Source organism: Paenibacillus sp. CAU 1782 (genome assembly GCF_054551715.1).
In genome coordinates, this window is the sequence record NZ_JBTOLL010000001.1 from 456,027 (window position 1) to 476,329 (window position 20,303).

21 protein-coding genes and 1 riboswitch are annotated in these 20,303 nt (G+C 49.9%); of the genes, 14 read left to right on the forward strand and 7 right to left on the reverse strand.

Features of this window, described 5'->3' with window-relative positions; genetic code table 11:
* Positions 1-126 precede the first annotated feature (126 nt).
* Both serA and ACX93W_RS02345 read right to left on the reverse strand, forming a co-directional pair.
* Entirely contained in the window at positions 127-1,719 is a 1,593-nt protein-coding gene (gene serA / locus ACX93W_RS02340) for a phosphoglycerate dehydrogenase (protein WP_459390708.1), read from the reverse strand.
* A gap of 251 nt (positions 1,720-1,970) precedes the next feature.
* Positions 1,971-2,891: a hypothetical protein gene (locus tag ACX93W_RS02345; protein ID WP_459390709.1), complete on the reverse strand. Its 921-nt coding sequence runs from the start codon at positions 2,889-2,891 to the stop codon at positions 1,971-1,973.
* A gap of 64 nt (positions 2,892-2,955) precedes the next feature.
* Here ACX93W_RS02345 and ACX93W_RS02350 point away from each other — a divergent pair, with 64 nt between their 5' ends.
* Together ACX93W_RS02350 and ACX93W_RS02355 are read left to right on the forward strand one after the other, a co-directional pair.
* Positions 2,956-3,549: a CPBP family intramembrane glutamic endopeptidase gene (locus ACX93W_RS02350; protein WP_459390710.1), complete on the forward strand. Its 594-nt coding sequence runs from the start codon at positions 2,956-2,958 to the stop codon at positions 3,547-3,549.
* Positions 3,546-3,776: a hypothetical protein gene (locus ACX93W_RS02355; protein ID WP_459390711.1), complete on the forward strand. Its 231-nt coding sequence runs from the start codon at positions 3,546-3,548 to the stop codon at positions 3,774-3,776. Before ACX93W_RS02350 ends, ACX93W_RS02355 begins: the two co-directional genes overlap by 4 nt.
* Positions 3,777-3,781: 5 nt before the next feature.
* On the opposite strand, the gene ACX93W_RS02360 is transcribed toward ACX93W_RS02355, so the two are convergent.
* Positions 3,782-4,687, reverse strand: a complete 906-nt coding sequence (locus tag ACX93W_RS02360) for a polysaccharide deacetylase family protein (protein ID WP_459390712.1) — start codon at positions 4,685-4,687, stop codon at positions 3,782-3,784.
* Positions 4,688-4,754: 67 nt separating this feature from the next.
* Positions 4,755-5,819, reverse strand: a complete 1,065-nt coding sequence (locus tag ACX93W_RS02365; protein WP_459390713.1) for a glycosyltransferase — start codon at positions 5,817-5,819, stop codon at positions 4,755-4,757.
* Between the two features lie 151 nt (positions 5,820-5,970).
* Positions 5,971-6,080: riboswitch (TPP riboswitch) on the forward strand.
* A 169-nt stretch (positions 6,081-6,249) separates the two neighbouring features.
* Here ACX93W_RS02365 and ACX93W_RS02370 point away from each other — a divergent pair.
* The 5 genes from ACX93W_RS02370 to ACX93W_RS02390 are packed head-to-tail and all read left to right on the forward strand — an operon-like array spanning position 6,250 to position 10,164.
* Positions 6,250-7,299 carry an ABC transporter substrate-binding protein gene (locus ACX93W_RS02370; protein ID WP_459390714.1) on the forward strand — a complete coding sequence of 350 codons (1,050 nt, stop codon included), beginning with the start codon at positions 6,250-6,252 and terminating at the stop codon, positions 7,297-7,299.
* A gap of 38 nt (positions 7,300-7,337) precedes the next feature.
* Positions 7,338-7,640 (forward strand): thiamine-binding protein, encoded by a 303-nt coding sequence (locus ACX93W_RS02375; protein ID WP_459390715.1) that lies wholly within the window; start codon positions 7,338-7,340, stop codon positions 7,638-7,640.
* Positions 7,630-8,418, forward strand: coding sequence for an ABC transporter permease (locus ACX93W_RS02380; RefSeq protein ID WP_459390716.1), 789 nt, complete (start codon positions 7,630-7,632; stop codon positions 8,416-8,418). The genes ACX93W_RS02375 and ACX93W_RS02380 overlap by 11 nt, the downstream gene beginning before the upstream one ends.
* A complete protein-coding gene (locus ACX93W_RS02385; RefSeq protein WP_459390717.1) occupies positions 8,411-9,178 on the forward strand; it encodes an ABC transporter ATP-binding protein in 768 nt (255 codons plus the stop codon). Before ACX93W_RS02380 ends, ACX93W_RS02385 begins: the two co-directional genes overlap by 8 nt.
* Positions 9,178-10,164, forward strand: coding sequence for a TatD family hydrolase (locus ACX93W_RS02390; RefSeq protein ID WP_459390718.1), 987 nt, complete (start codon positions 9,178-9,180; stop codon positions 10,162-10,164). Before ACX93W_RS02385 ends, ACX93W_RS02390 begins: the two co-directional genes overlap by 1 nt.
* A 19-nt stretch (positions 10,165-10,183) precedes the next feature.
* Here ACX93W_RS02390 and ACX93W_RS02395 read toward each other — a convergent pair whose 3' ends face one another.
* Positions 10,184-11,158 carry a LacI family DNA-binding transcriptional regulator gene (locus ACX93W_RS02395; RefSeq protein ID WP_459390719.1) on the reverse strand — a complete coding sequence of 325 codons (975 nt, stop codon included), beginning with the start codon at positions 11,156-11,158 and terminating at the stop codon, positions 10,184-10,186.
* A 320-nt stretch (positions 11,159-11,478) separates the two neighbouring features.
* Here ACX93W_RS02395 and ACX93W_RS02400 point away from each other — a divergent pair, with 320 nt between their 5' ends.
* From ACX93W_RS02400 to ACX93W_RS02430, 7 genes are all read left to right on the forward strand, one after another.
* Entirely contained in the window at positions 11,479-12,723 is a 1,245-nt protein-coding gene (locus tag ACX93W_RS02400; RefSeq protein WP_459390720.1) for a sugar ABC transporter substrate-binding protein, read from the forward strand.
* A 112-nt stretch (positions 12,724-12,835) separates the two neighbouring features.
* Positions 12,836-13,711 carry a carbohydrate ABC transporter permease gene (locus ACX93W_RS02405; RefSeq protein ID WP_459390721.1) on the forward strand — a complete coding sequence of 292 codons (876 nt, stop codon included), beginning with the start codon at positions 12,836-12,838 and terminating at the stop codon, positions 13,709-13,711.
* Positions 13,711-14,547, forward strand: coding sequence for a carbohydrate ABC transporter permease (locus tag ACX93W_RS02410; RefSeq protein ID WP_459390722.1), 837 nt, complete (start codon positions 13,711-13,713; stop codon positions 14,545-14,547). Before ACX93W_RS02405 ends, ACX93W_RS02410 begins: the two co-directional genes overlap by 1 nt.
* Positions 14,544-16,250 (forward strand): glycoside hydrolase family 13 protein, encoded by a 1,707-nt coding sequence (locus tag ACX93W_RS02415; protein WP_459390723.1) that lies wholly within the window; start codon positions 14,544-14,546, stop codon positions 16,248-16,250. Before ACX93W_RS02410 ends, ACX93W_RS02415 begins: the two co-directional genes overlap by 4 nt.
* Positions 16,251-16,410: 160 nt before the next feature.
* Positions 16,411-17,184 (forward strand): glucosaminidase domain-containing protein, encoded by a 774-nt coding sequence (locus tag ACX93W_RS02420; RefSeq protein WP_459390724.1) that lies wholly within the window; start codon positions 16,411-16,413, stop codon positions 17,182-17,184.
* Positions 17,185-17,264: 80 nt separating this feature from the next.
* Positions 17,265-17,936 carry a peptidoglycan recognition protein family protein gene (locus ACX93W_RS02425; RefSeq protein WP_459390725.1) on the forward strand — a complete coding sequence of 224 codons (672 nt, stop codon included), beginning with the start codon at positions 17,265-17,267 and terminating at the stop codon, positions 17,934-17,936.
* Positions 17,937-18,324: 388 nt separating this feature from the next.
* Positions 18,325-19,068 (forward strand): metal-dependent hydrolase, encoded by a 744-nt coding sequence (locus tag ACX93W_RS02430; RefSeq protein ID WP_459390726.1) that lies wholly within the window; start codon positions 18,325-18,327, stop codon positions 19,066-19,068.
* A gap of 21 nt (positions 19,069-19,089) precedes the next feature.
* On the opposite strand, the gene ACX93W_RS02435 is transcribed toward ACX93W_RS02430, so the two are convergent.
* Together ACX93W_RS02435 and ACX93W_RS02440 are read right to left on the reverse strand one after the other, a co-directional pair.
* Positions 19,090-19,641 (reverse strand): general stress protein, encoded by a 552-nt coding sequence (locus ACX93W_RS02435; RefSeq protein WP_459391990.1) that lies wholly within the window; start codon positions 19,639-19,641, stop codon positions 19,090-19,092.
* Between the two features lie 418 nt (positions 19,642-20,059).
* Positions 20,060-20,269 (reverse strand): DUF6199 family natural product biosynthesis protein, encoded by a 210-nt coding sequence (locus ACX93W_RS02440; protein ID WP_459390727.1) that lies wholly within the window; start codon positions 20,267-20,269, stop codon positions 20,060-20,062.
* Between the last annotated feature and the right edge of the window lie 34 nt (positions 20,270-20,303).

Genomic DNA, 20,303 nt, shown 5'->3' on the forward strand with positions numbered 1-20,303 from the left:
CGAGTCGTCGCGAAAGCGACCGCTTACCCATAAGACCGACAAAAAAAGCGTGCCGCATGGCACGCTTTTTGTTGAATCAACCACTAAAATCTTGTTGTTCGTGAAACATTCCGGGCAAAACGGCTCTTAGTTCAAAATGATCTCTTTGGCCGTTTTCAGCTCAGGCAGGCTGGTCAACTGATCCAGCACATCCTTTGGAGCGCCTTTGTCTACACGCAGTACCATGATGGCGGAGCCGCCTTCCAGTTGGCGACCAACCTGCATGGTTGCGATGTTGACATCGTTTGTGCCAAGCAATGTACCCACACGGCCGATAATGCCCGGTTTGTCATTATGCGAAATCAGAACAAGGTTGCCTTCAGGCGTAACGTCGACAGGATAGTTGTCGATTAGCACGATACGTGGGCCATAGCCGGTAAGCAGCGTGCCTGCTACAACATGCTCTTCTTGTTTTGTGCGAAGAGAAACGGTAACCAGGTTTGTAAAGTCCTTGGATGTCAGGGACTTTTTCACCACAATGTTTACATCGCGGATTTTGGCCAGATGCATGGAGTTAACGACATTGACCTGCTCCGAGCCAAGGTGATGCGACAATACGCCTCGCACAATGTAACGCGTAAGCGGCTGAGTATCCACATCGGCAAGCTCGCCGGAGTAGCTGATGGAAATCTCTTGCACGCCGCCTTCTGTCGATTGCGCAATGAAGCTGCCCAGCTTTTCGCCCAGCGAGAAGTATGGCTGAAGCGTGTTTTGCAGGTTTGCCGGAATCGGAGGCATGTTGACCGCATTGACAAACGGCTCGTCGCGCAAAATGTGAAGCACTTGCTCCGAAACGTCGATTGCTACGTTTTCTTGAGCTTCAACAGTAGAAGCGCCAAGATGAGGCGTTACGATGATTTTAGGATGAGTAAGGAACGGATGGTCGGCAACGGGAGGTTCAACCTCGAACACGTCAAATGCAGCGCCTGCCACAATGCCTTCATCGATCGCTTCCACCAGGGCAAGCTCGTCCACAACGCCGCCGCGGGCGCAGTTGACGATGCGCATGCCGGGTTTCATAATGCTGAACTGCGCTTTTCCGATCATATGGCGCGTTTCAGGCGTAAGCGGAGTATGCACGGTAATAAAGTCGGCTCCGCGAACAATTTCTTCAACCGTCGAAAGCTTGACGCCAAGCTTCTCGGCCCGTTCTTCCGTCAGGAATGGATCATAGCCCATGATGCTCATGCCAAAAGCTTTGGCGCGTTTTGCCACTTCGCTTCCGATCCGGCCCATGCCGAGAACGCCCAGCGTTTTGCCGCGAAGTTCAACACCCAGGAAGGACTTGCGGTCCCACGTGCCGTTTACTGTTTTCATGTAAGCTTGCGGAATGTGGCGGGCAAGCGCCATCATCATGGCAAATGCATGCTCGCAAGTTGTAATCGTATTGCCGTCCGGTGCGTTGATGACGATAATGCCTCGTTGTGTAGCGGCATCCAGATCGATATTGTCGACGCCAACACCGGCGCGTCCAACGACCTTCAGAGCTTTGCCGGCTTCCATCACTTTGGCGGTGACGCGAGTCTGGCTGCGAACCAGAAGAGCGTCGTATTCACCGATAATGGCGATTAGCTCGTCCTCGCTCAGACCTGTTTTTTTGTCCACGATGACATCAGTTGCTTCCACAAGCTGCTGGATGCCCAGATCGCTTATGGGGTCGGATACTAACACTTTGTACATGCTACACAGTCCTCCTAGTTTGGCAAGTCCTTATTCCTTGCGCGGTTATGAAAAGAAAAACCCTCTCCCCGCTCCGTTGTGGCGCAGCGGTTCGAGAGTTCAATCCACGAAGTCATGTCACTTTATTATTTTAATGCATGACAGCGGAGAAATGCAATCCTCAAACTTGCTCATTTGTGAAAATTTCGTTATGATTCAAGCAACATCCTGAGACTGTCCTAATGGAAAGTCGATTTTTTGAACACCCTCCGTCAGCCTTGTTCAGGCAGAAAGAAGGGGAGCAGTGGCAGCATCTCGGATTGATAGAAACGTGCTTTGTAATCATTAAATTGACCGGTACGGACCGCATCTGTGGAGAGCAGCAAATCCACGATGGCGCCTGCTGTCTGCAGCTTCATTTTGGCAGCTTGTCCCGATTGAATAAAGTCGTCGACGCGTCCTGTCAGGTCCTGCGGGTAGAAGCCTTGAAGTTCGCCGCGCTCCGACAGATAGTTGACCACGATGACGTTTTTAATAAGGAGCGGCTGAGCGCTCCAATCTTTCAGAGCCAGAGCGTTTTTGACCGTGTATTCATCCGGTATGTTGGGATCGATGCTTGCGGCCCATTTCTGCATAGCGGTATAATAAGCAACCTGGGCATTCAGCGCTTCCTTGGCTGCGGCCTTGTAGTTGCTTTCTTCAAGTATAATATTGCGCAGCTCCGTCATTTCCGCGTTTTTGGAGGCCGACGCCGCTTTCGAGGCAGCTTCCTTAAAGAGCTTCAGGCTTCGCGCATAACCAATTTGCGCAGTGCCCAGCAGCTCGGATTTGCCCATATCGAAGGCGCTGGCATCGGCCGCTTTTTGATCCGCAAGTTTAGCCAGACTGGAGAAGGTGGAGGCCGCATCTATGTTTTGACCCTGCGACAGCTTGGTCATCGCGTCAAGCCACTGGCTTTGAAATTCACGATAAGGCGAAAATACAGTATGATAGAAGGACACAAGGTCTTGCTGCTGATAAGGCAAACCTGAGGTTGCCGAGTTTTCAGCATTCCCGCTTTCAGGATTATACTTGGCTTCACCCTTGTCCATGCCGATTTGCACGCCGTAGAAGAACGCACCTACTGCAAACACCAGCATGCACACAAATCCAACGCTAAACATCATTGCTGTGGTAGTCAATCGTTTTTCCATGTTATTCTCCTTCGTATGTATGTAAATAGGTATAAAGACAAAAATTCCAGACAGGCGGGAAACAATGAAAAAGTTCGATTTGCGCAAAATACGGGTTCGGAAGGTCAATGTTGACGAAATTGATGACCGTATGCTACTTATTAACTTATACGCGACACAGGGACTTACTCTTATTATCGGTATCGTGTGGATATTATTTCAGCGTCAAAATATAATTCATTTGCTGTCGATCCCTTCCGCGCTGAACATTGTCTGGTGGGGACTGGGATTAGCGGCCGCCGTTGTCGCCGTAGATTTGCTTATTTCCCGCTGGGTGCCGGATGAAGTCTCCGATGACGGAGGCGTCAATGAACGCATATTCCGCCTTCGGCCCGTCTGGCACATCGCCCTGATTTCACTCGTTGTGGCGATCTGCGAAGAGCTGTTGTTCCGCGGCGCCGTACAGCATGCGTTCGGCCCTTATTGGACAAGCATCATTTTTGCCGCAATTCATGTCCGCTATTTGAGACACTGGATACCTACCGGCCTTGTTTTTTCCATTAGCTATGGATTAGGCTGGATTTATATTCAAAGCGGGTCGATCTGGGCGCCTATCATCGCTCATTTCGCCATCGACTTTGTAATGGGACTCATTATTCGCTTCAGGAGGGAGCCATGAGCAGGAAAGAAAGACATAGCCGCTCCGCAAAGGGGCGCCGGCCGATGCCGCCGTCCTTGCAAGACGACCGGACGGACGGGGCGGAGCAGGTCAAGCTGCCGCCTCGCCGCAAAAAGTTTCCGTCGAGCATCAACAAACTTTACAAATGGTATTTTAATCTGCTTTTCGTATTGTTTGTTGCTCTTGTTGTCTTCCTGTTCTGGTACGGCAACAAATTTACTCAGTAGCGGCACTATTTGGCGGCTGTTTCAATATCCGCAGGATCGATAAAGCCATAATCCCGATCCTCCAGTTCCGTCAAAAGAGTGTCCAGGGCATCCGCCGTCCAGGAAAGCTCGTGCATCAAAATATTGGCGCCGGGATGGAGCTGGTCGAGCACGTTAGCGACAACAACCTCGGGTTTGTTTTTAGCGGAGCTGTCCCAGTCCAAGGAGCCGTTAGACCATGTCATGTACAGCATGCCATGGTTTTTTGCCGTTTCCCGGACCTCATCGCTGCCTGAGCCGTATGGCGGTCTGAAAAACAGCGGCTTAACGCCGATCAAATCCTCCACCATGGTTTGAACCTCGCCGATTTGCTTCTGGACGGTTTCAAGATTTTCTTTTTTCAAATTAATATGGTCATACGAATGGTTGCCAATTGCTTGTCCCCGTTCATGGATCAGCTTCAGCAGCTCCGGATTTTGTTTAACTCTATAGCCGTTCACAAAAAATATCGCTTTTGCCCCGTGGCTGTCGAGCACATCAAGCAGTTTGGTTAACACGGCTTCATCCTTTGGACCGTCATCGAAGGTGAGCAGCACAACTTGGGATGGCGTGTCTTTCTGAAGAGGCGCAAACCGGTATGTCTCCGTCATGGCATAAAGCGGCGCTGCATTTGTTTGTTCGCCTGCCGGTTCTGCCGCAATAGGAGCAGCCGATTCAGTTGGTACCGCCGATGCTGCCGCTGATTCATCGGTCGCTGGCGTTGCGGGCGCGTCTGTTGTTTGCTCCGGCAGTGTTGGCGATGCCTCCGCAGACGCGACGGGGAGGCGATTCCCGGCTTCCGCGCCTTCGCTCGCGTCACCGCCTGCCGCTGAACAACCCGCAAGCTGCAGCATAAGCAGAGCCAGGCAAAAGTATCGCCATGGTCTTTTCATACAGGCCTCCTATCATGATGTCGAAATATAAACATGCGACACCATTGTACCACATTTGAACGATTCCTTACTTCCCGTAATAGTACTTTTCATTATATTGTATGCTTGGATGCCCCGGATTGAAGTCCTTTGCCTTTTCATGATGATGCAAGGCTTTTTTTCTTTCCCCCAGACGATCGTAACAAACGGTTAATTGAAGATGGGGCAGCCAGGTCGAGGTCGCGCGGTCGGAAAATCCCATATGCTGGGCCGGGCGATTCACCGAGATGGCTTGCTGGAACCAATAGATCGCTTGCTGGTATTGCTTTTTGTCGATAAACACGGCGCCTAGCTGACAGCAAAATTCAGGCCGCGGAGTATCGTAGTGCAACGTTCGGAGCAGCGAAGCCAGTTGTTTGTCTTGCAGAGATAGACGACCGTAGCAATCTCCTTGTTTCAAGCAGGCGTTAATTTCATCCTCCACCCATCCCTTGCCGGAGCTCAGAAACGTTTCGTACCATTCCACCGCTTCAGAGAACCTGCCGTTGTCGCGCAGCTCGTTGGCAAAATAATATTGATCGCGGGGGGAGAATTGTTCGCCGCTTTCCTGCCGTTTGAGATAGATGCGCAAATTGCGGTCGGTATGCTCCCGTTCCTTGCGGTGGGTCACGGCAACGTCGCTGTGATGGATATGGCCGGATACTGCAAGGTATTCATGCACCGGTCCGATCCATTGGTAGTTGCGGCTTCTCCGCACCAGCCGGTTTCGCCGCAGGCTGAAGATGGGGTTGCCCTTATGGTCAAAGGTTAAATGGTAGTTCATGGTCACACTGTCGTAGGGAAAAGGATTAACCGCCTTCAATGCTTTAAGCTTCCGCAAATCATCGGGTTCTATCACATCATCGGCATCCAGCCACAATATAAAGGCTTTGGTCGCTTGCCCAAAACAGAAATTGCGGGCTGCGGCAAAGTCGTCAATCCATTCAAAATCATGGATAACGGCGCCAAAGGACCGGGCAATTTCTTTTGTTTTATCGGTGGAACCGGTATCGGTAATGATGATTTCATCGACGGCGTCTGCTACGGATGACAAGCATCTGCCGAGGCTTTCTTCTTCATTGCGTACGATCATGCACAAGCTGATGGTAATCATAAATGATCTTCCTTTCGCTTTTCATTGGTACCATAGTATTAAGGGGGTGAGCCCTTGGTGCGGTCCTATTTGGAGGCGAACTTCTGTTTTGTCAAAATTAAACTGGCATTCCTCCGTGTATTTGCTATAATGATGAATGATTGATCAAGCCTATATTGCACCGGGGAGCTGGATTGGCTGGCTGAGAGGGAATGACGCATCATTCCGACCCGTATACCTGAACCGGATAATGCCGGCGGAGGAAGGAAGCTACATTTTTCAAATTAACGTTGCGTTTTTTTGGCGTATGCCGGAAATGTGGGCGATTTTGAAAAAGAGGCAGCGAATGTTAGCGTCCTTCGTATGAAGGACGTTTTTTTGCATTTTCCAGAGGTATGAAGATAGGATGGTCGGTCTAAAACAATCGTGATAGAGAGAGGGAGAGATCGACATGTTGAGACAAGGAAAAGGAAGGCGCGGACGGTGGTCGCTTGGGCTATTGGCCGTAACGGCGATTGCGCTGACGGTGGCTGGTTGTGGAGGCAAAGCTGGAAACAATGTCGGAACAGAGGGCAATGAAGCGGGAACGAAAGAGGAGGTTTTGCAGAAGGTACAGGTTGTGCTGGACTGGTCGCCGAATACGAACCATACCGGGCTTTTTGTGGCCCGGGATTTGGGATATTTCAAGGAACACGGATTGGATGTCGAAATTCTGCAGCCAGGCGCGGACGGAGCGGACGCAATGGTAGCTTCAGGCGCTGCGGCGTTTGGCGTCAGTTATCAGGAGTCGGTGACCATGGCGAGAATCGCCGGCGTACCTCTGGTATCCCTTGCCGCGGTCATTCAGCACAATACATCCGGTTTTGCATCGCCAAAAGCGAAAGGCATCGATTCCCCCAAACAATTTGAAGGCAAACGTTACGGCGGCTGGGGCGCTCCCGTGGAGGAAGCTGTCATTGATGCGTTGATGCGCACTGAAGACGCAGACGTTGGCAAAGTGGACATTATGAGCATCGGGGATAGCGACTTCTTCTCGGCGGTGGAGCGCGATATTGATTTTGCCTGGATCTATTATGCCTGGACGGGCGTCGAGGCCGAGCTTCGCGGCGAGCAGCTGAACATGGTATATTTGACCGATTACAGCGAAAAGCTGGATTATTATACGCCGGTGCTGGTGACGACCGAAGAGATGATAAGCGGCTCTCCGGAGCTGGTTAAATCCTTTACCGAAGCGGCTGCGCAAGGCTACCAATATGCGATTGAACATCCTGCCGAAGCGGCGGACTTGCTTATCAAGGCAGAGCCGGATTTGAATCCCGAGCTTGTGAAAGCCAGCCAGGAGTGGCTGAGCAGCCGTTACCAGGACGATGCGCCGCGTTGGGGCGAGCAGAAGCTGAGCGTCTGGCAGAATTATGCCGATTGGATGTTTGAAAACGGACTGCTGGAAGGCAAGCTGGAAGCTGAAGCAGCCTTTACGAATGAATTCCTTCCATCTAAATAAGCAGGGGAATAAAGTGAAAATCCAAGGAGATGAATCCAATGGCAAACGCATTAGTCAGCATTCAGATTTTGCCCAGCACGCCAGGGGGAGCCAGCGTGCTGCCCTTTGTTGATGCAGCAATCGATATTATTAAAGCTTCCGGTGTAGCCTATCGGGTTGCCCCGCTTGAAACAACGATGGAGGGCGAATTGTCCCAGCTTCTGGCGGTTGTTCAGGACATGAACACCGCTATGACGGATATGGGTTGTGCCTCTGTCATTTCGCAAATTAAAATTTACTACAATCCGCAAAACGGGGCTTCAATGGATCGTCTGCTGGAGAAATACCCCGATGGGCAATAACAAAACTAGCCGCTGGAGCGCCATTTGGCCCCCAGTTGCAGTCCTTTCGGCGCTTTTGCTCTTTTGGCAAAGCGCCGTCAGTCTGGGTTGGGTCCAGGGCTGGCGCATTCCGGCTCCGATCGCGGTGGTGCAGGAGGCAATCGCCATCTGGCCCCGGCTGATGATGCATGCGGGTTACACGCTGCAACTGACTTTAATCGGCTTTGGCGGCGGCGCGGCGGCGGGTTTTGTGCTCGCCGCTTTGCTGCATCTGCTGCCCGGCGTAAGACGCGGTCTATATCCGTTATTTGTCCTGTCGCAAAATGTGCCGATCGTTATTTTGGGCCCAATCATGACGATGCTATTTGGTTACGGTTTGCTGCCAAAGGTGCTTCTTGTAATGATGGTATGTTTTTTTCCCGTTGTAGTGGCGATGTTGAGCGGTTTGTCTCATGCCGACGCTGCGCTGCGGCATTATCTGACGATGATCGGTGCGGGAAAGTGGACCTTGTTCTGGCGACTTGAGTTGCCGGGCTCATTGGTTCATTTGTTTTCCGGCTTAAAAATCGCGGTCTCCTACAGCGTTGTAAGCGCCGTGTTTGCCGAGCTGCTGGCCCCCAAAAATGGTTTAGGCGGCTTTATGGTGCTGTCGTCGAGAGGGTTTATGCCTGAACGGAGCTTTGCCGCGGCGCTGCTCATTGTTGTGGTCAGCCTGCTGCTGTTTGGCTTGATTGTATGGTGCGAGCGTCTTGTCGTGAAATGGCGGCCGCAAGCGGAAGGGGGGAGCGATCATGCTTGAAGTGCAAGGCGTAAGCAAATCCTTTGGGGAAGGCGGCTCCGCCAAGGAAGTATTGCGGGATGTGTCCCTAACCGTTGGGGAGGGAGAATTTGTATCACTGATTGGTCCTTCCGGGAGCGGAAAATCAACTTTGTTTAGTCTGATCGGAGGATTGCAGGCTCCATCTGCTGGACGTGTCGTGGTAGGAGGCGCGGATACTACCGGCAAAACCGGACATATCGCGTATATGCCGCAACAAGCTTCGCTGCTGCCATGGAGGACGGTTGCAGGCAATATCGAGCTGGCTTTGAGCATTGCCGGACAAGTCGACAAAACATCCAACAAAGCTACTGTGCAAAAATGGCTGGAGGCGGTTGGCCTCGGGGAATATGCCAATGCCTATCCGCACGTGCTTTCCGGCGGCATGGCGCAGCGCGTGTCATTTCTGCGGGCGCTTCTGTCGCCGCAGCCTTTAATGCTGCTGGATGAGCCGTTTGGAGCGCTGGACGCGCTGACCCGATTGCATATGCAGCAATGGCTGCTATCCATTTGGGAGAGCAACCGGCGCTCGGTTCTGCTGATTACCCACAGCATCGAGGAGGCGCTGCAATTGTCGGACCGCATTCTCGTTTTGTCAGCATCTCCGGGAAAAGTTGTAGATGAAGTCGTTGTGCCGTTTGAGCGGCCGCGCCGGGAAGATTTATGGACCGACACTCGGTGGAGCGAGCTGAAGGGCCGGATTTATAACGGGCTTCAAGGCATTGAGGGGAGGAACGTATAATGAGCGTCCAAAAGCAAGGCAATGAGTCGCGAGACGAGTCGCGGGAGCAGATAGCGAAAACAACTACCCCTAAAGACATATTAGAAGGGGATGCGGTACATGCTGCTTCGGAAGGCGCGCCAGTTCCGGGTGGGGGTTATGCCGCACCGGATTGGTTCCGCATCGCTCCCCAATGGAGCGCCTCTGAACCCTACCGCTGCATTGACGCTCACTTGCATGTTGATCAATACAGTGAAGGCGAGAGGGAGAAGCTGCTGGAGCAATCGTTTGAGGATGGCGTAGAGGCTGTTGTTGCTGTGTCGATGGGACTGCGTTCCAGTCAAGAAAACCGCCGTCTGGCAGAGCGTTATTCTGGGCGAATATTGCCCGCTTACGGATGGCATCCCGAGCAGGAGCCGCTAACTTTGCCGGCGAGAGACGAACTGATCTCATGGATTAAAGCCAGACATGAATCCGGCGAGAAATTTGCAATCGGAGAGGTTGGTTTGCCTTATTACAAGCGAACCGAGGCGGAAGCAAACGGAGAAGCTTTCGATGAGAAGCCTTATTTGGATTGTCTGGAGTCCTTTATTTCCCTGGCGGCAGAGCTTGACCGTCCTTTGGCCCTGCACGCCGTTTATGAGGATGCTGATAAGGTGCTGCTACTGTTGCGGAACTACGGCATTTCCAAAGCCCATTTTCATTGGTTCAAAGGGAGTCAATCCAGTATTACGGCTATGGCCGCCGCCGGGTATATGATATCGGTAACGCCGGATGTTGCCTACGAGGAAGAAATCCGAAAGCTGGTGGAATCGTACCCGCTGGAGCTGTTGTTGGCGGAGACGGACGGTCCCTGGCCATTCGAGGGACCTTACTCCGGACATACGACGGTCCCTTCCATGACGCGCGGCGTCATCAGAGATATTGCCGCCATCAAGGGGCTAACCGAACGGGCAACGGCGAAGGCGCTTCTTTCCAACACCAAACGATATTATGGTATCGGCTAATCGGCCAGAACCCAGTTACTTAACCTTCGCGCACCGTTTTTCTCCATTTGACGGCTGCGCTTATTTTTATGGTGGAGGAGCCCTCCGAGCCGTTAATCATCTCAAGCAGCTCTTTTGCCGCCAAATACCCGCTTTCGTAACGGGGGATGGAAATGGTCGTTAAGCCGGCCAGCGCCGCCGTATCGGAATCATCAAAGCCCGTCACGGAAATATGCTCCGGCACCTTGATGCCCCGCTCCTCAAATGCCTTGATCGCCCCAATCGCCATATTGTCATTGGCGCAAACCAGTACCTCCGGCAGATCATTGCCAAGAAACATCAGCTTGCCCGCCTGATAGCCGCTTTTTTCGCGGTAATTGCCATGATAATAATTTTTCTGGTCAAAAACGATGCCGTTTTTGTGGAGCGTATCGGCAAAGCCTGCAAAACGCTCCTGGTTATCCAGCGTATGGCCAAGCCCGCCCAGGTAACCGAATTTGCGAAACCCTCTATCCACCAGCGCCTGTACCATTTCGCACATAGCCGGATAGTTGTCGACAATGACGCTTCTTGCGTTGGCATGACCGCTGCCGACGATTCTATCCATTAACACAACGGGAAACTCCGGCTTGGCTACCGCTTGCAGGAAATCGTCGGTCAAGCTTCCGTCCAGGCTGATTGTGCCTCTGGCAAAGCTGCTCCGCAGAAAGCTGTCGCTGGATTTATTGGTGCAAATAACAAGGTCATAACCATTTTCCGTTAGGCATGTGCTGACGCCTTCAATAATCTTCAGATAAAAGTCGCGGTCAAAATCGCTGAAAATAAACACGATCCGCCTGGAACGCTCCATCGGTTTCTTTTTGCCCGCGGCTTCGTGGATATAACCTTGCTCCGCGCAACACTTCAATATGCGGTCCCGCGTTTCCTGCGAAACGTTTTTGCGTCCGTTTAGAACGTTGGATACGGTGGATACGGAAACACCGGTCATCTCCGCAATTTCCTTCAGTCCAATCATAGCTGCTGCCTCCCCGCCTTATGCTTGTAAAATCAGTATACCACTTTACTAGATATTTTACTAAAGATATGTTCCCTTTACCCAAACAAATCTAAAAAACGAAAGATTTTGCGGAATCCTGATTCAAATGATGCCTATTGTCTTTATATATAAAGAGAAGAGGCGGTAAATAGATGTTGATGCTGGGCGAAGTCAGTAAAACAGTTTGGTTTTATATGAAAATATTTTAGTATAACACCAAAGTATATTTAGGTTTTTTATTGACTTTGTAAGAGTTTTCATTATAAAATCAACATGAATAAAACCAAGGGGGCGTTACAATGAAGACAGCAAAACGCATTGCAAGTGTCCTGACGACAGCGGCGCTTATTACGGGAACTTTGGCCGCATGCGGCGGCGGCGACGGTGGCAGTTCGGGGGAAGGCGAAGGAAAGCTGGCAAAAATCTCGTTGTTCCAATCCAAGGTCGAAATCGCCGGTCCATTAGAGGCTCTTGCTAACAAATATACGGAAGAAACGGGTAATGAGGTGGATGTGTGGGGATCGGCGGGCGATAATTACATCTCGCAGCTGCAAGCCAAGCTGAACGCCGGTGAAGGACCAACGATATTCAGCGTGCAGCCTGGAGCGGAAGCGCAAAAATATGCTTCGTATTATGCCGATTTGAGCAATGAGGAGTATGTCAAAAATATTGCGCCGGGACTGAATGTAGAAATTGACGGAAAAACCATCGGCGTCCCGATTGGCGTTGAAGGTTTTGGCCTTGTGTATAACAAGGAGCTGGTGCGGCCCGACGAGGTGACCGACCTGGAATCCTTTACTTCTATTCTGCAAAAGTTCAAAGACGAAGGCAAAAACGGCTTAAGCTTATCGCAGGAAGCCTACTTCCTGATCGGGCATATCATCAATACTCCGTTTTCCGTTCAAGAGGATCCTAAAGCTTTTGTGGAGCAGGTCAATAATGGCGAGGTCAAAATGGCGGATACGCCGGCCTTCCAGGAATTCGCCCGGTTTATGGAAGCCATTCGCGAATATTCCGTTAATCCGCTAGAGGTCACCTACGATTCCCAGATGGGCGATATCGCGACCGGCAAGTCCGCCATGGTTCATCAAGGCAACTGGAGCTACGGGATGTTGGCAGATTTCGGCGATCTGGATGTCAGCATGATGCCGCTGCCGCTTGGCGGAAACAACAAGCTGGCGGTTGATCTTCCCGCCATGTGGGTGGTCAATAACAAGGCGACAGAGGCGCAAATCGAAGCGGCTCATGCATTTATCGATTGGGTGTTCAACAGTGAAACCGGTAAAAACACGATCGTTAACGAGTTCAAGTTTATTCCGGCCATGACGAATATTGAAGCTCCTGATCTTGATCCGTTGTCTCAAGCGGTCTCCGAGGCGACGCAAAACGGCAACACCATTCCATGGGCGTTGAATTATTTCCCGCAAGGCATCATTGTTAATGATTTGGCTCCGATTACGCAGGAGTTTTTCCTGGATGGCAGCGTAACCGGCGAGCAATATTTGCAAAAGCTGGACGAAGCTTGGGCTAAAGCCCCCAAATAAGTAAGGGTCCCAGCAGCGGCACGAAAGCCTAACTTCCTGAAATACGGCGTTAGGCTTTCTCCATTTCGGGATGCCGGCAGCTTTTTATTCTAACCGGAAATGAGTGAAGGACATGAAGAAAATAAAAAACAAAGCGTGGTTCGCCTTATTTACGGTGCCGTTGCTGTTTGTTTTTACAACGGTCGTTATTATTCCGTTTATTATCGGCATTGCATACTCCTTTATCAAATGGGACGGAATTGCGGCTAATGCCAAAGAGTTTGTTGGATTCAGCAATTACGCACAGGTGTTTCAGGACGATCGCTTTATGCATTCCGCCTGGATTACGATCCAATTTACGCTGATGGCGCTTGTGCTCGTCAATGTGGCAGGATTGGGTTTGTCTCTTCTGGTCACCTCGAAGCTCAAAAGCAGCACTTTGGCGCGAACGCTCTTTTTTATGCCTAATTTGATTGGCGGCTTGATTCTAGGCTACATCTGGAAATTTATTTTTACCGACGCGTTTAAATACATTGGCGAAAACGTCGGGGCCGGCAATATCTTTTTCAACTGGCTGTTGAATCCTCAATACGCGCTTTATGCCATTGTGGTCGTGTTTGCCTGGCAGATGGCGGGTTATACGATGATTATTTACATCGCCGGTTTGCAGGGTATTCCGGACGATCTGATGGAAGCGGCGCAGGTCGATGGAGCGGGTCCTTGGCATCGGTTGACCAAAATTGTTTTTCCGCTTCTGATGCCTTCATTTACGATTTGTTTATTCCTGACCCTGTCGGGCGCGTTTAAAATATTCGACGTCAATCTATCTCTGACAGGCGGGGGGCCGATCAATAGCACGGAGATGTTTGCAATGAACATTTTTAATGAAATCTTCGGTTATAGCCGTTACGGCATCGGTCAGGCCAAAGCGATTATCTTTTTCGTTGTCGTAGCCGCCATTACGCTTGTACAGGTGTACATCACGAAGAAAAGGGAGGTGCAGATGTGATGAACAGAGTCAATAAATGGATCGCGGAGATTCTGCTTGTCGCTCTTGCGCTGATCTTCCTGTCGCCGATCTACATCATGCTGGTCAATTCCTTCAAGGACCGGTCGGAGCTGTATAACAACGCGCTGGCTTTTCCGACGTCGTTCAGCTTTACTTATTACGCCCAGGCGCTGGAAAAAATGAATTTCCTGACGGCGTTTGGCAACTCGCTTTATGTCACGATCGTATCGGTCGTTATTGTGGTCGTGCTGGCCTCTATGACAGCCTGGATGCTGGTGCGCACCAATAACCGGCTTAGCCAAATCATCTTTATGGTGTTTGTGGCAACTATGCTTATTCCGTTCCAGACGTTGATGATGCCGCTGATGCAAACGATGGGATGGATTCGGACCAATCTTGGCATTCCAATGCTGAATACGCATGAAGGATTGATTTTTATGAACGTTGGTTTTCATGCCAGCTTGGCCGTATTCCTGTATCATGGCTTTATGAAATCGATTCCGATTGCGTTGGAGGAAGCAGCTACGCTAGACGGCTGCAGCAAATTCGGCGTATTCTGGCGTATCGTATTCCCAATGCTCAAAACGATCACGATAACAATCGCCATTTTGGATGTCATCGCGATGTGGAATGACTATCTGCTTCCGTCGTTGACCTTGTCCGACAAGGGACTGCGGACGATTCCGCTCTCCACTTTCTATTTCTTCGGCGAATTCACGATTGTTTGGAATTTGGCCATGGCGGGCTTAACCTTAACGATCATTCCTGTTGTCATCTTCTATTTTACGGCGCAAAAATACATCATTAAAGGCATTGCCGAAGGAGCGGTCAAATGATTAAAACATGGTGGAAGGAAGCTGTGGTATATCAGGTTTATTGGCGCAGCTTCTATGACAGCAACGGAGACGGTTACGGAGATCTGGACGGCGTTGTTGAAAAGCTGGACTATATCGCCAAGCTTGGAGTCGACGTGATTTGGCTTAACCCCTGTTACGGCTCGCCCGACGTGGACAATGGCTACGACATTTCCGATTACCGTTCCATTATGCCAAAAGCGGGGGATATGGACAGTTTTGATCGCCTGCTGTGCGCCGTTCATGAACGGGGCATGAAGCTCATTATGGATCTGGTCGTCAACCATACCTCGGACCAGCATCAATGGTTTCGGCAAGCCCGCTCCTCTAGGGACAATCCGTACCGCGATTATTATATTTGGCGGAAGGAGCGTAACAACTGGCGATCTTATTTTGAGCCGTCCGCCTGGACGTTTGATCCGGGAAGCGGGGAGTATTACTTCCATTCCTTTGCCTCCCAACAGCCGGATTTGAATTGGGCTAACAAAGCGGTCAGGGACGAGATCTATGCTATCATGAGATTTTGGCTGGACAAAGGCATTGACGGATTCCGTATGGACGTTATCAATTTGCTGGCGAAGCAGGAAGGGTTTCCCGATTCGGAAAATCCCCGCGATATTTCCTATCTCGGCAACAATCCCGGCATTCACGACTATTTGCGGGAAATGAATGAGACTGTGCTGCGCCATTACGATGTGTTTACGGTTGGGGAAATTCCTTTTGTCACGCCGGAGGATGGGGTGTTGTACGTTGGCGAGGATCGCGGAGAGCTGAATACGCTGTTCCATTTTGAAGTATGCGATGATATGCCGTATTGGGACCTGGCACGTTTCAAGGAAATTCAGCAGCGCTGGTACGATGGCTTGTGGGGAAAAGGGTGGAATTCGCAGTTTCTGAATAATCACGATCATACACGCGTGGTGTCGAGGTTTGGAAATGACACGGACCTGCGGGTGGAATCCGCTACCTGTTTTGCGACGCTGCTGCATACGCTCCCGGGTATGCCTTATATTTTCCAGGGTGAAGAAATAGGCATGACGGGAATAAAGTTTCCCTCCATTGATGATTATGATGATATCGCGATGAAAAATAAATTTGCCGAGCAGGTGTCCCTGGGCAGAGACCCCGAGGCGGTGTTGGCTGAGCTGCAGCATCTTGCCCGGGATAATTCCAGAACGCCGATGCAATGGAATAGCGGTCAACAGGCTGGATTCACAAGCGGTCAGCCATGGTTGAATGTCAATCCCAATTACCGAGAGATTAATGCCGAACAAGCTTTGAGCGACCCCAATTCCATCTTTTATTATTATCAAAAATTGATTGCGCTTCGTCGCAGTCATGAGGTCATGGTATACGGCGATTTCCGGATGCTGCTGGACGACCACCCTCAAATTTTTGCCTATACTCGAACCTCGCCCCATGAAAGCTGGCTGATTCTGCTGAACCTGTCCAGCGAGCCGGCGGCGTGTATGCTGCCTCCCGAGATTGCGGATGCGATTGGTGAGCTGGTGATTGGAAATGGTGTGGCGAGGCATCACGGCATGGGAGAGCGCTCCGTACAAGAAAGCTTTCACAGGATAGATGATGGCAGTCTCAGTGTGCAAGGTGGCGCTCTCTGCGTCCCGAATGGGGATTTGTTGGAGCTGAAGCCTTATGAAGCGGCGGTTTATCGGCTGCGAATTTAAGGGCTGTGCTCCTTGCGGAGTTTTCAGACACTCCCTAAAGAGAACGCTGAAGAAACGGTCTTTTGCCTTGACTGGCAAAGGGCCGTTTCTTCGTGCCAAGCCCCTGCATATATCGTAGTATATCGCTTGTTTTTATGCAGCGTGCAAGGAGAGTGACATAATGGCAAAGCTGACGAGAAGCCAGTTTTTTGCGGCGATTGCCCCAGCCGTTTTATTTGTTCGGGATGAAGGCTCAACGATGTTTCCATCGCTCCGTATGGCGCAAAGCTTGCTGGAATCCGGCGGAGAGCTCCATCCCTGGAACAATCTTGGAGGCATAAAGGTTGGAGGCGGTAAAACCAATCCCTATTGGCAAGGCGAAGCCGTGGTAAAAGGCACCTGGGAATACATCGATGGAAAAACGATTACAGCTCGGGCTGCTTTTCGCGCATATAAAAGTATCTATCACTTCTATAAGGATTTGGATTTGCTGCTTGCAACGCCTCGGTATGAGCGTGTGCGGACGGCGGGGACGCCGGAGCGCCAGGCGGAGATGTTGTATGCCTGCGGCTACGCAACCGATCCCGCATACCCGGTCAAGCTTATAGCGCTAATTCGCCAATACGGGCTGCAAGCCTATGATAGCACCCGCTATGCTCCTTCGGCGCCCACTCGAAATCTGCAGGAGGCATCCCGTGTTGCGGTTTTGCATCAGGGACAGCTTATTGGACCAGGTTATCTGCAAAATGGCACAACATGGGTTCCCGCAAGGCTGTTAGGCGAAACATTAGGCGCAAGAATTGGATGGACGGGATCCCAGGCGACGGTTAACGGCGTTGCGCTGGAGACGATTTTGTCCGATTCCACGGGATATATTAAAGTTCGCGATTTAGCGGAGCTGCTGGATTTAAAAGTCCAATGGGATGGACTTGCCAGAACTGTTTTGCTAGGTTAATGACATACGAGCCCTCTCGCGATCTCTCTTGGCGGCATAAACTATAGAGAAAAGCTATTTCTGCCATAGGGAGTGAGCGGATGTTTGCGTATATCGTTGATCATATACCGGTAACAACGCCTCATAACAGGCGTCCTGGTCTTGCCATGCTGGCTACAACTTTAACAATCCACAACACGGCCAATCCTTCCAGTACGGCCCGCAATGAAAGAAACTGGCTGAGCAATCCTTCCAATACGGCAACGGCTTCCTTCCATATCGTCATTGACCAAAGGGAAGCCATCGAATGCATCCCGCTAACCGAAACAGCTTGGCATGCAGGAGACGGAAGCGGGGCAAGCAGCGGCAATCGCACCTCCATCGGCATCGAGATTTGTGAAAGCGGCAATTATGCGGCTACGCTCGAAAATGCGGCGGAGCTTGTTGCGTCCATGCTGCGCCAGCGCGGCTGGGGCACTGACAGGCTGCGCAGACATTATGACTGGAGCGGCAAAAATTGTCCGCGACTAATGAATGGCGATGGAGAGTGGAAGGGCTGGCTTGATTTTGTCGGGATGGTCAAGGAGAAGCTTGATGGAAACAGTGAAGGAGAAGGAGGAGATGAGGAAGTGTTAAAGCCGGAGGACGCCAACAATATTATCCGTTTTTTGAGCGCGGCATATATGGCAACCGATTCACCCGAAGCCCGAAAAGAATTTAACCGCTTGGCCAACGAGCTTCGCCGCGTCAGCGGTCAGCCTTCTCAGCCGTAATTACAGTAATTAATGTACAAAAAAAATCGAGGTCCCCTTTCGGGGACCTCTTTCATGGGAGAGGAGAAACCGGACGAAGAGCTTATGGGGAACGTAAGTCTTCTCCGCGGTTGTCTACGGCATTTCTCAATGCCGATGCTTTTATTGTGTCCGCATTCGCGGTGAATATACACATTACGGAAAATAAATTCACTGGATAATCATTCGCTCTTCACGGTTGCTTATCCCGAATCGCAGACAGCCAGGGTTTGCGAACACCCCTGTAATTCTGTAAAATATGATACTATTACAGATAACAAAATTTCGTCATGCGCTGCTTGCAGGGTTCATATTCGGGCTATTTGGCCTTTGCCGATGCCTAGCGTTTGGAAATGGGGGAGCTTGTTAAATGAATAAAGTCGGCCATGTCTCGGTTGGCTGGGCCGGTGCAGCTGTGGGTTTGTTTTTTCTCCCATCAACGTTATCTTTAGTGGAAGTGGCGGCTTACATGGGCGCTGCTACGGTAGCCAGCTTGCTGCCGGATCTCGACCATAAAACAAGTACAGCGAGCAATATGGTCCAATTGCCAACAAAATACCGAAAACTTGCCAACCAATTGGGATGGTTCTTGCTGGCCTGCTCGCCATTTGGTCTTCTGTGGAGCATAACTGCAAGTATACTGCTCTTTGCCGGCGGGGTGCTTGCTTTTTGTATTGCGCGGCTGCGCAACCTCATATTTATCGCTGCAGGGTTGGCTGGTGTTTTGGCATATTGGAAATTTAATTTGCCTTGGGTAATAGCTTTGGTCGGTATCGGTTTTATCCTTTTGCCAACGGTGCGGCATCGCGGGATGATACACTCTCCGGAATTTGGCCTGCTTTTAAGCAGCGGGCTGGTGTTAAGCGCAGCTAATCAACCATTTATTGCACAAGCGGCCGTTTACGGCATCATAGCCGGATGGTGGAGTCATCTCGCAGGGGATATTTTCGGGCGGGAAGGGATTTCATCTCTCATCTGGCCCAAGCTTCGTCTCGCGCTTCGGTTGTTTCGAAATGGCGGCTCAACTGAACGGATGATCTCACTAATCTGTTCAATGATCGCTATATGTTTACTGACCGGTTACATTTTGCAAAAAGGCATTATATTGCATTAATCCTGCATTAAAAGGTCGTTCCTAATGGAGCGGCTTTTTTAGCTCTCTGAGCTTCAATCCCTTAATTCGTTTAAAGTCCTTATTCATACAGGAATTTTTCAATTTTTTATTTCTTAACAAATTATTAATGACAGAGATTTTGTATGAAAGTTGAATGTAAAAGTAGTTAATAAACTCTAAAATTGCAAAAACATATACGAAGAAGGCGATTGTTAAGCCGCCTAATGGCAAAGTTGGATACCAATTAATGAAATCAAAAGCAAATACAACAATTGCGCCCATAATTATAACCATATTCACTGTTTTTAAATGATTTAACTGTCGAACAACCTTGATTGGAGTTATCGAGTTATTCTCTTTTCTTAGTCTTACAAGTTTTACATACCAATAAATCGCTCCTTGTAATAAAAGAAACTCCAGGAGGATGAAAGATACCCAAAAGGAATATAGATTATACAATTGTAGATTAGGAAATGCGTTATTTAATAGATAACTAACAGGCACAAAAATAATGATGGAAACTAATTCACCAGAATATAAATAAGCAAACCTTTTTTCTAAAGCTTTTTTCAAATCATCATCTTCTTTCACTTGTTTCTTGTCGTGAAACTCAACATTAGAACCGCCTTTGTTGAATTTTAACCTTAAATGTTAATATCTACAAGAGTTTGGGGGTTCTGTTGTATACTAATGCTAAGCTTTAAATGAGGTGAGACAATAATAATGACTTACATTAAGGCCTTTGAAGCTTTGCTTGCTGCCGTGTGTGTGTTTCTAATATTTTCAGCGATTAGGAAGAAAAAGAAAGCTGTTCACATAACTGGTCTTGTTCTAATTTTGATATCGACACTTATCATTATTTTCTTCGTGGCAACCTAAGAGCCTTGACGTATAGTGAAGCACCTCTTGATGCAGCCAAATGGCGGCTTGATTAAGAGGTGCTTTTTTTTGTCAAGTTTACTTTATTGTGACCATCTTAGCAACGAGCTAGCTAAAATGCTAATGCTCCAGAGAACAAAGCAACTAACAAAACGACGAGGGCGAGAATGCTGCCAATTCGGCTCATAGCCAGATAAGCATCGCTTGGTTCGGATTCGCCTTTTACCATCCAGCCGTACCGAAGGTACCAACCGAAGGCCGGATAAATAATATTAATGATCGTCAAAATGATAAAAATAACAAGGAAGACAACCACCATCATCCATCAGCTCCTTTTTTTAGTATACGAAAAAAGG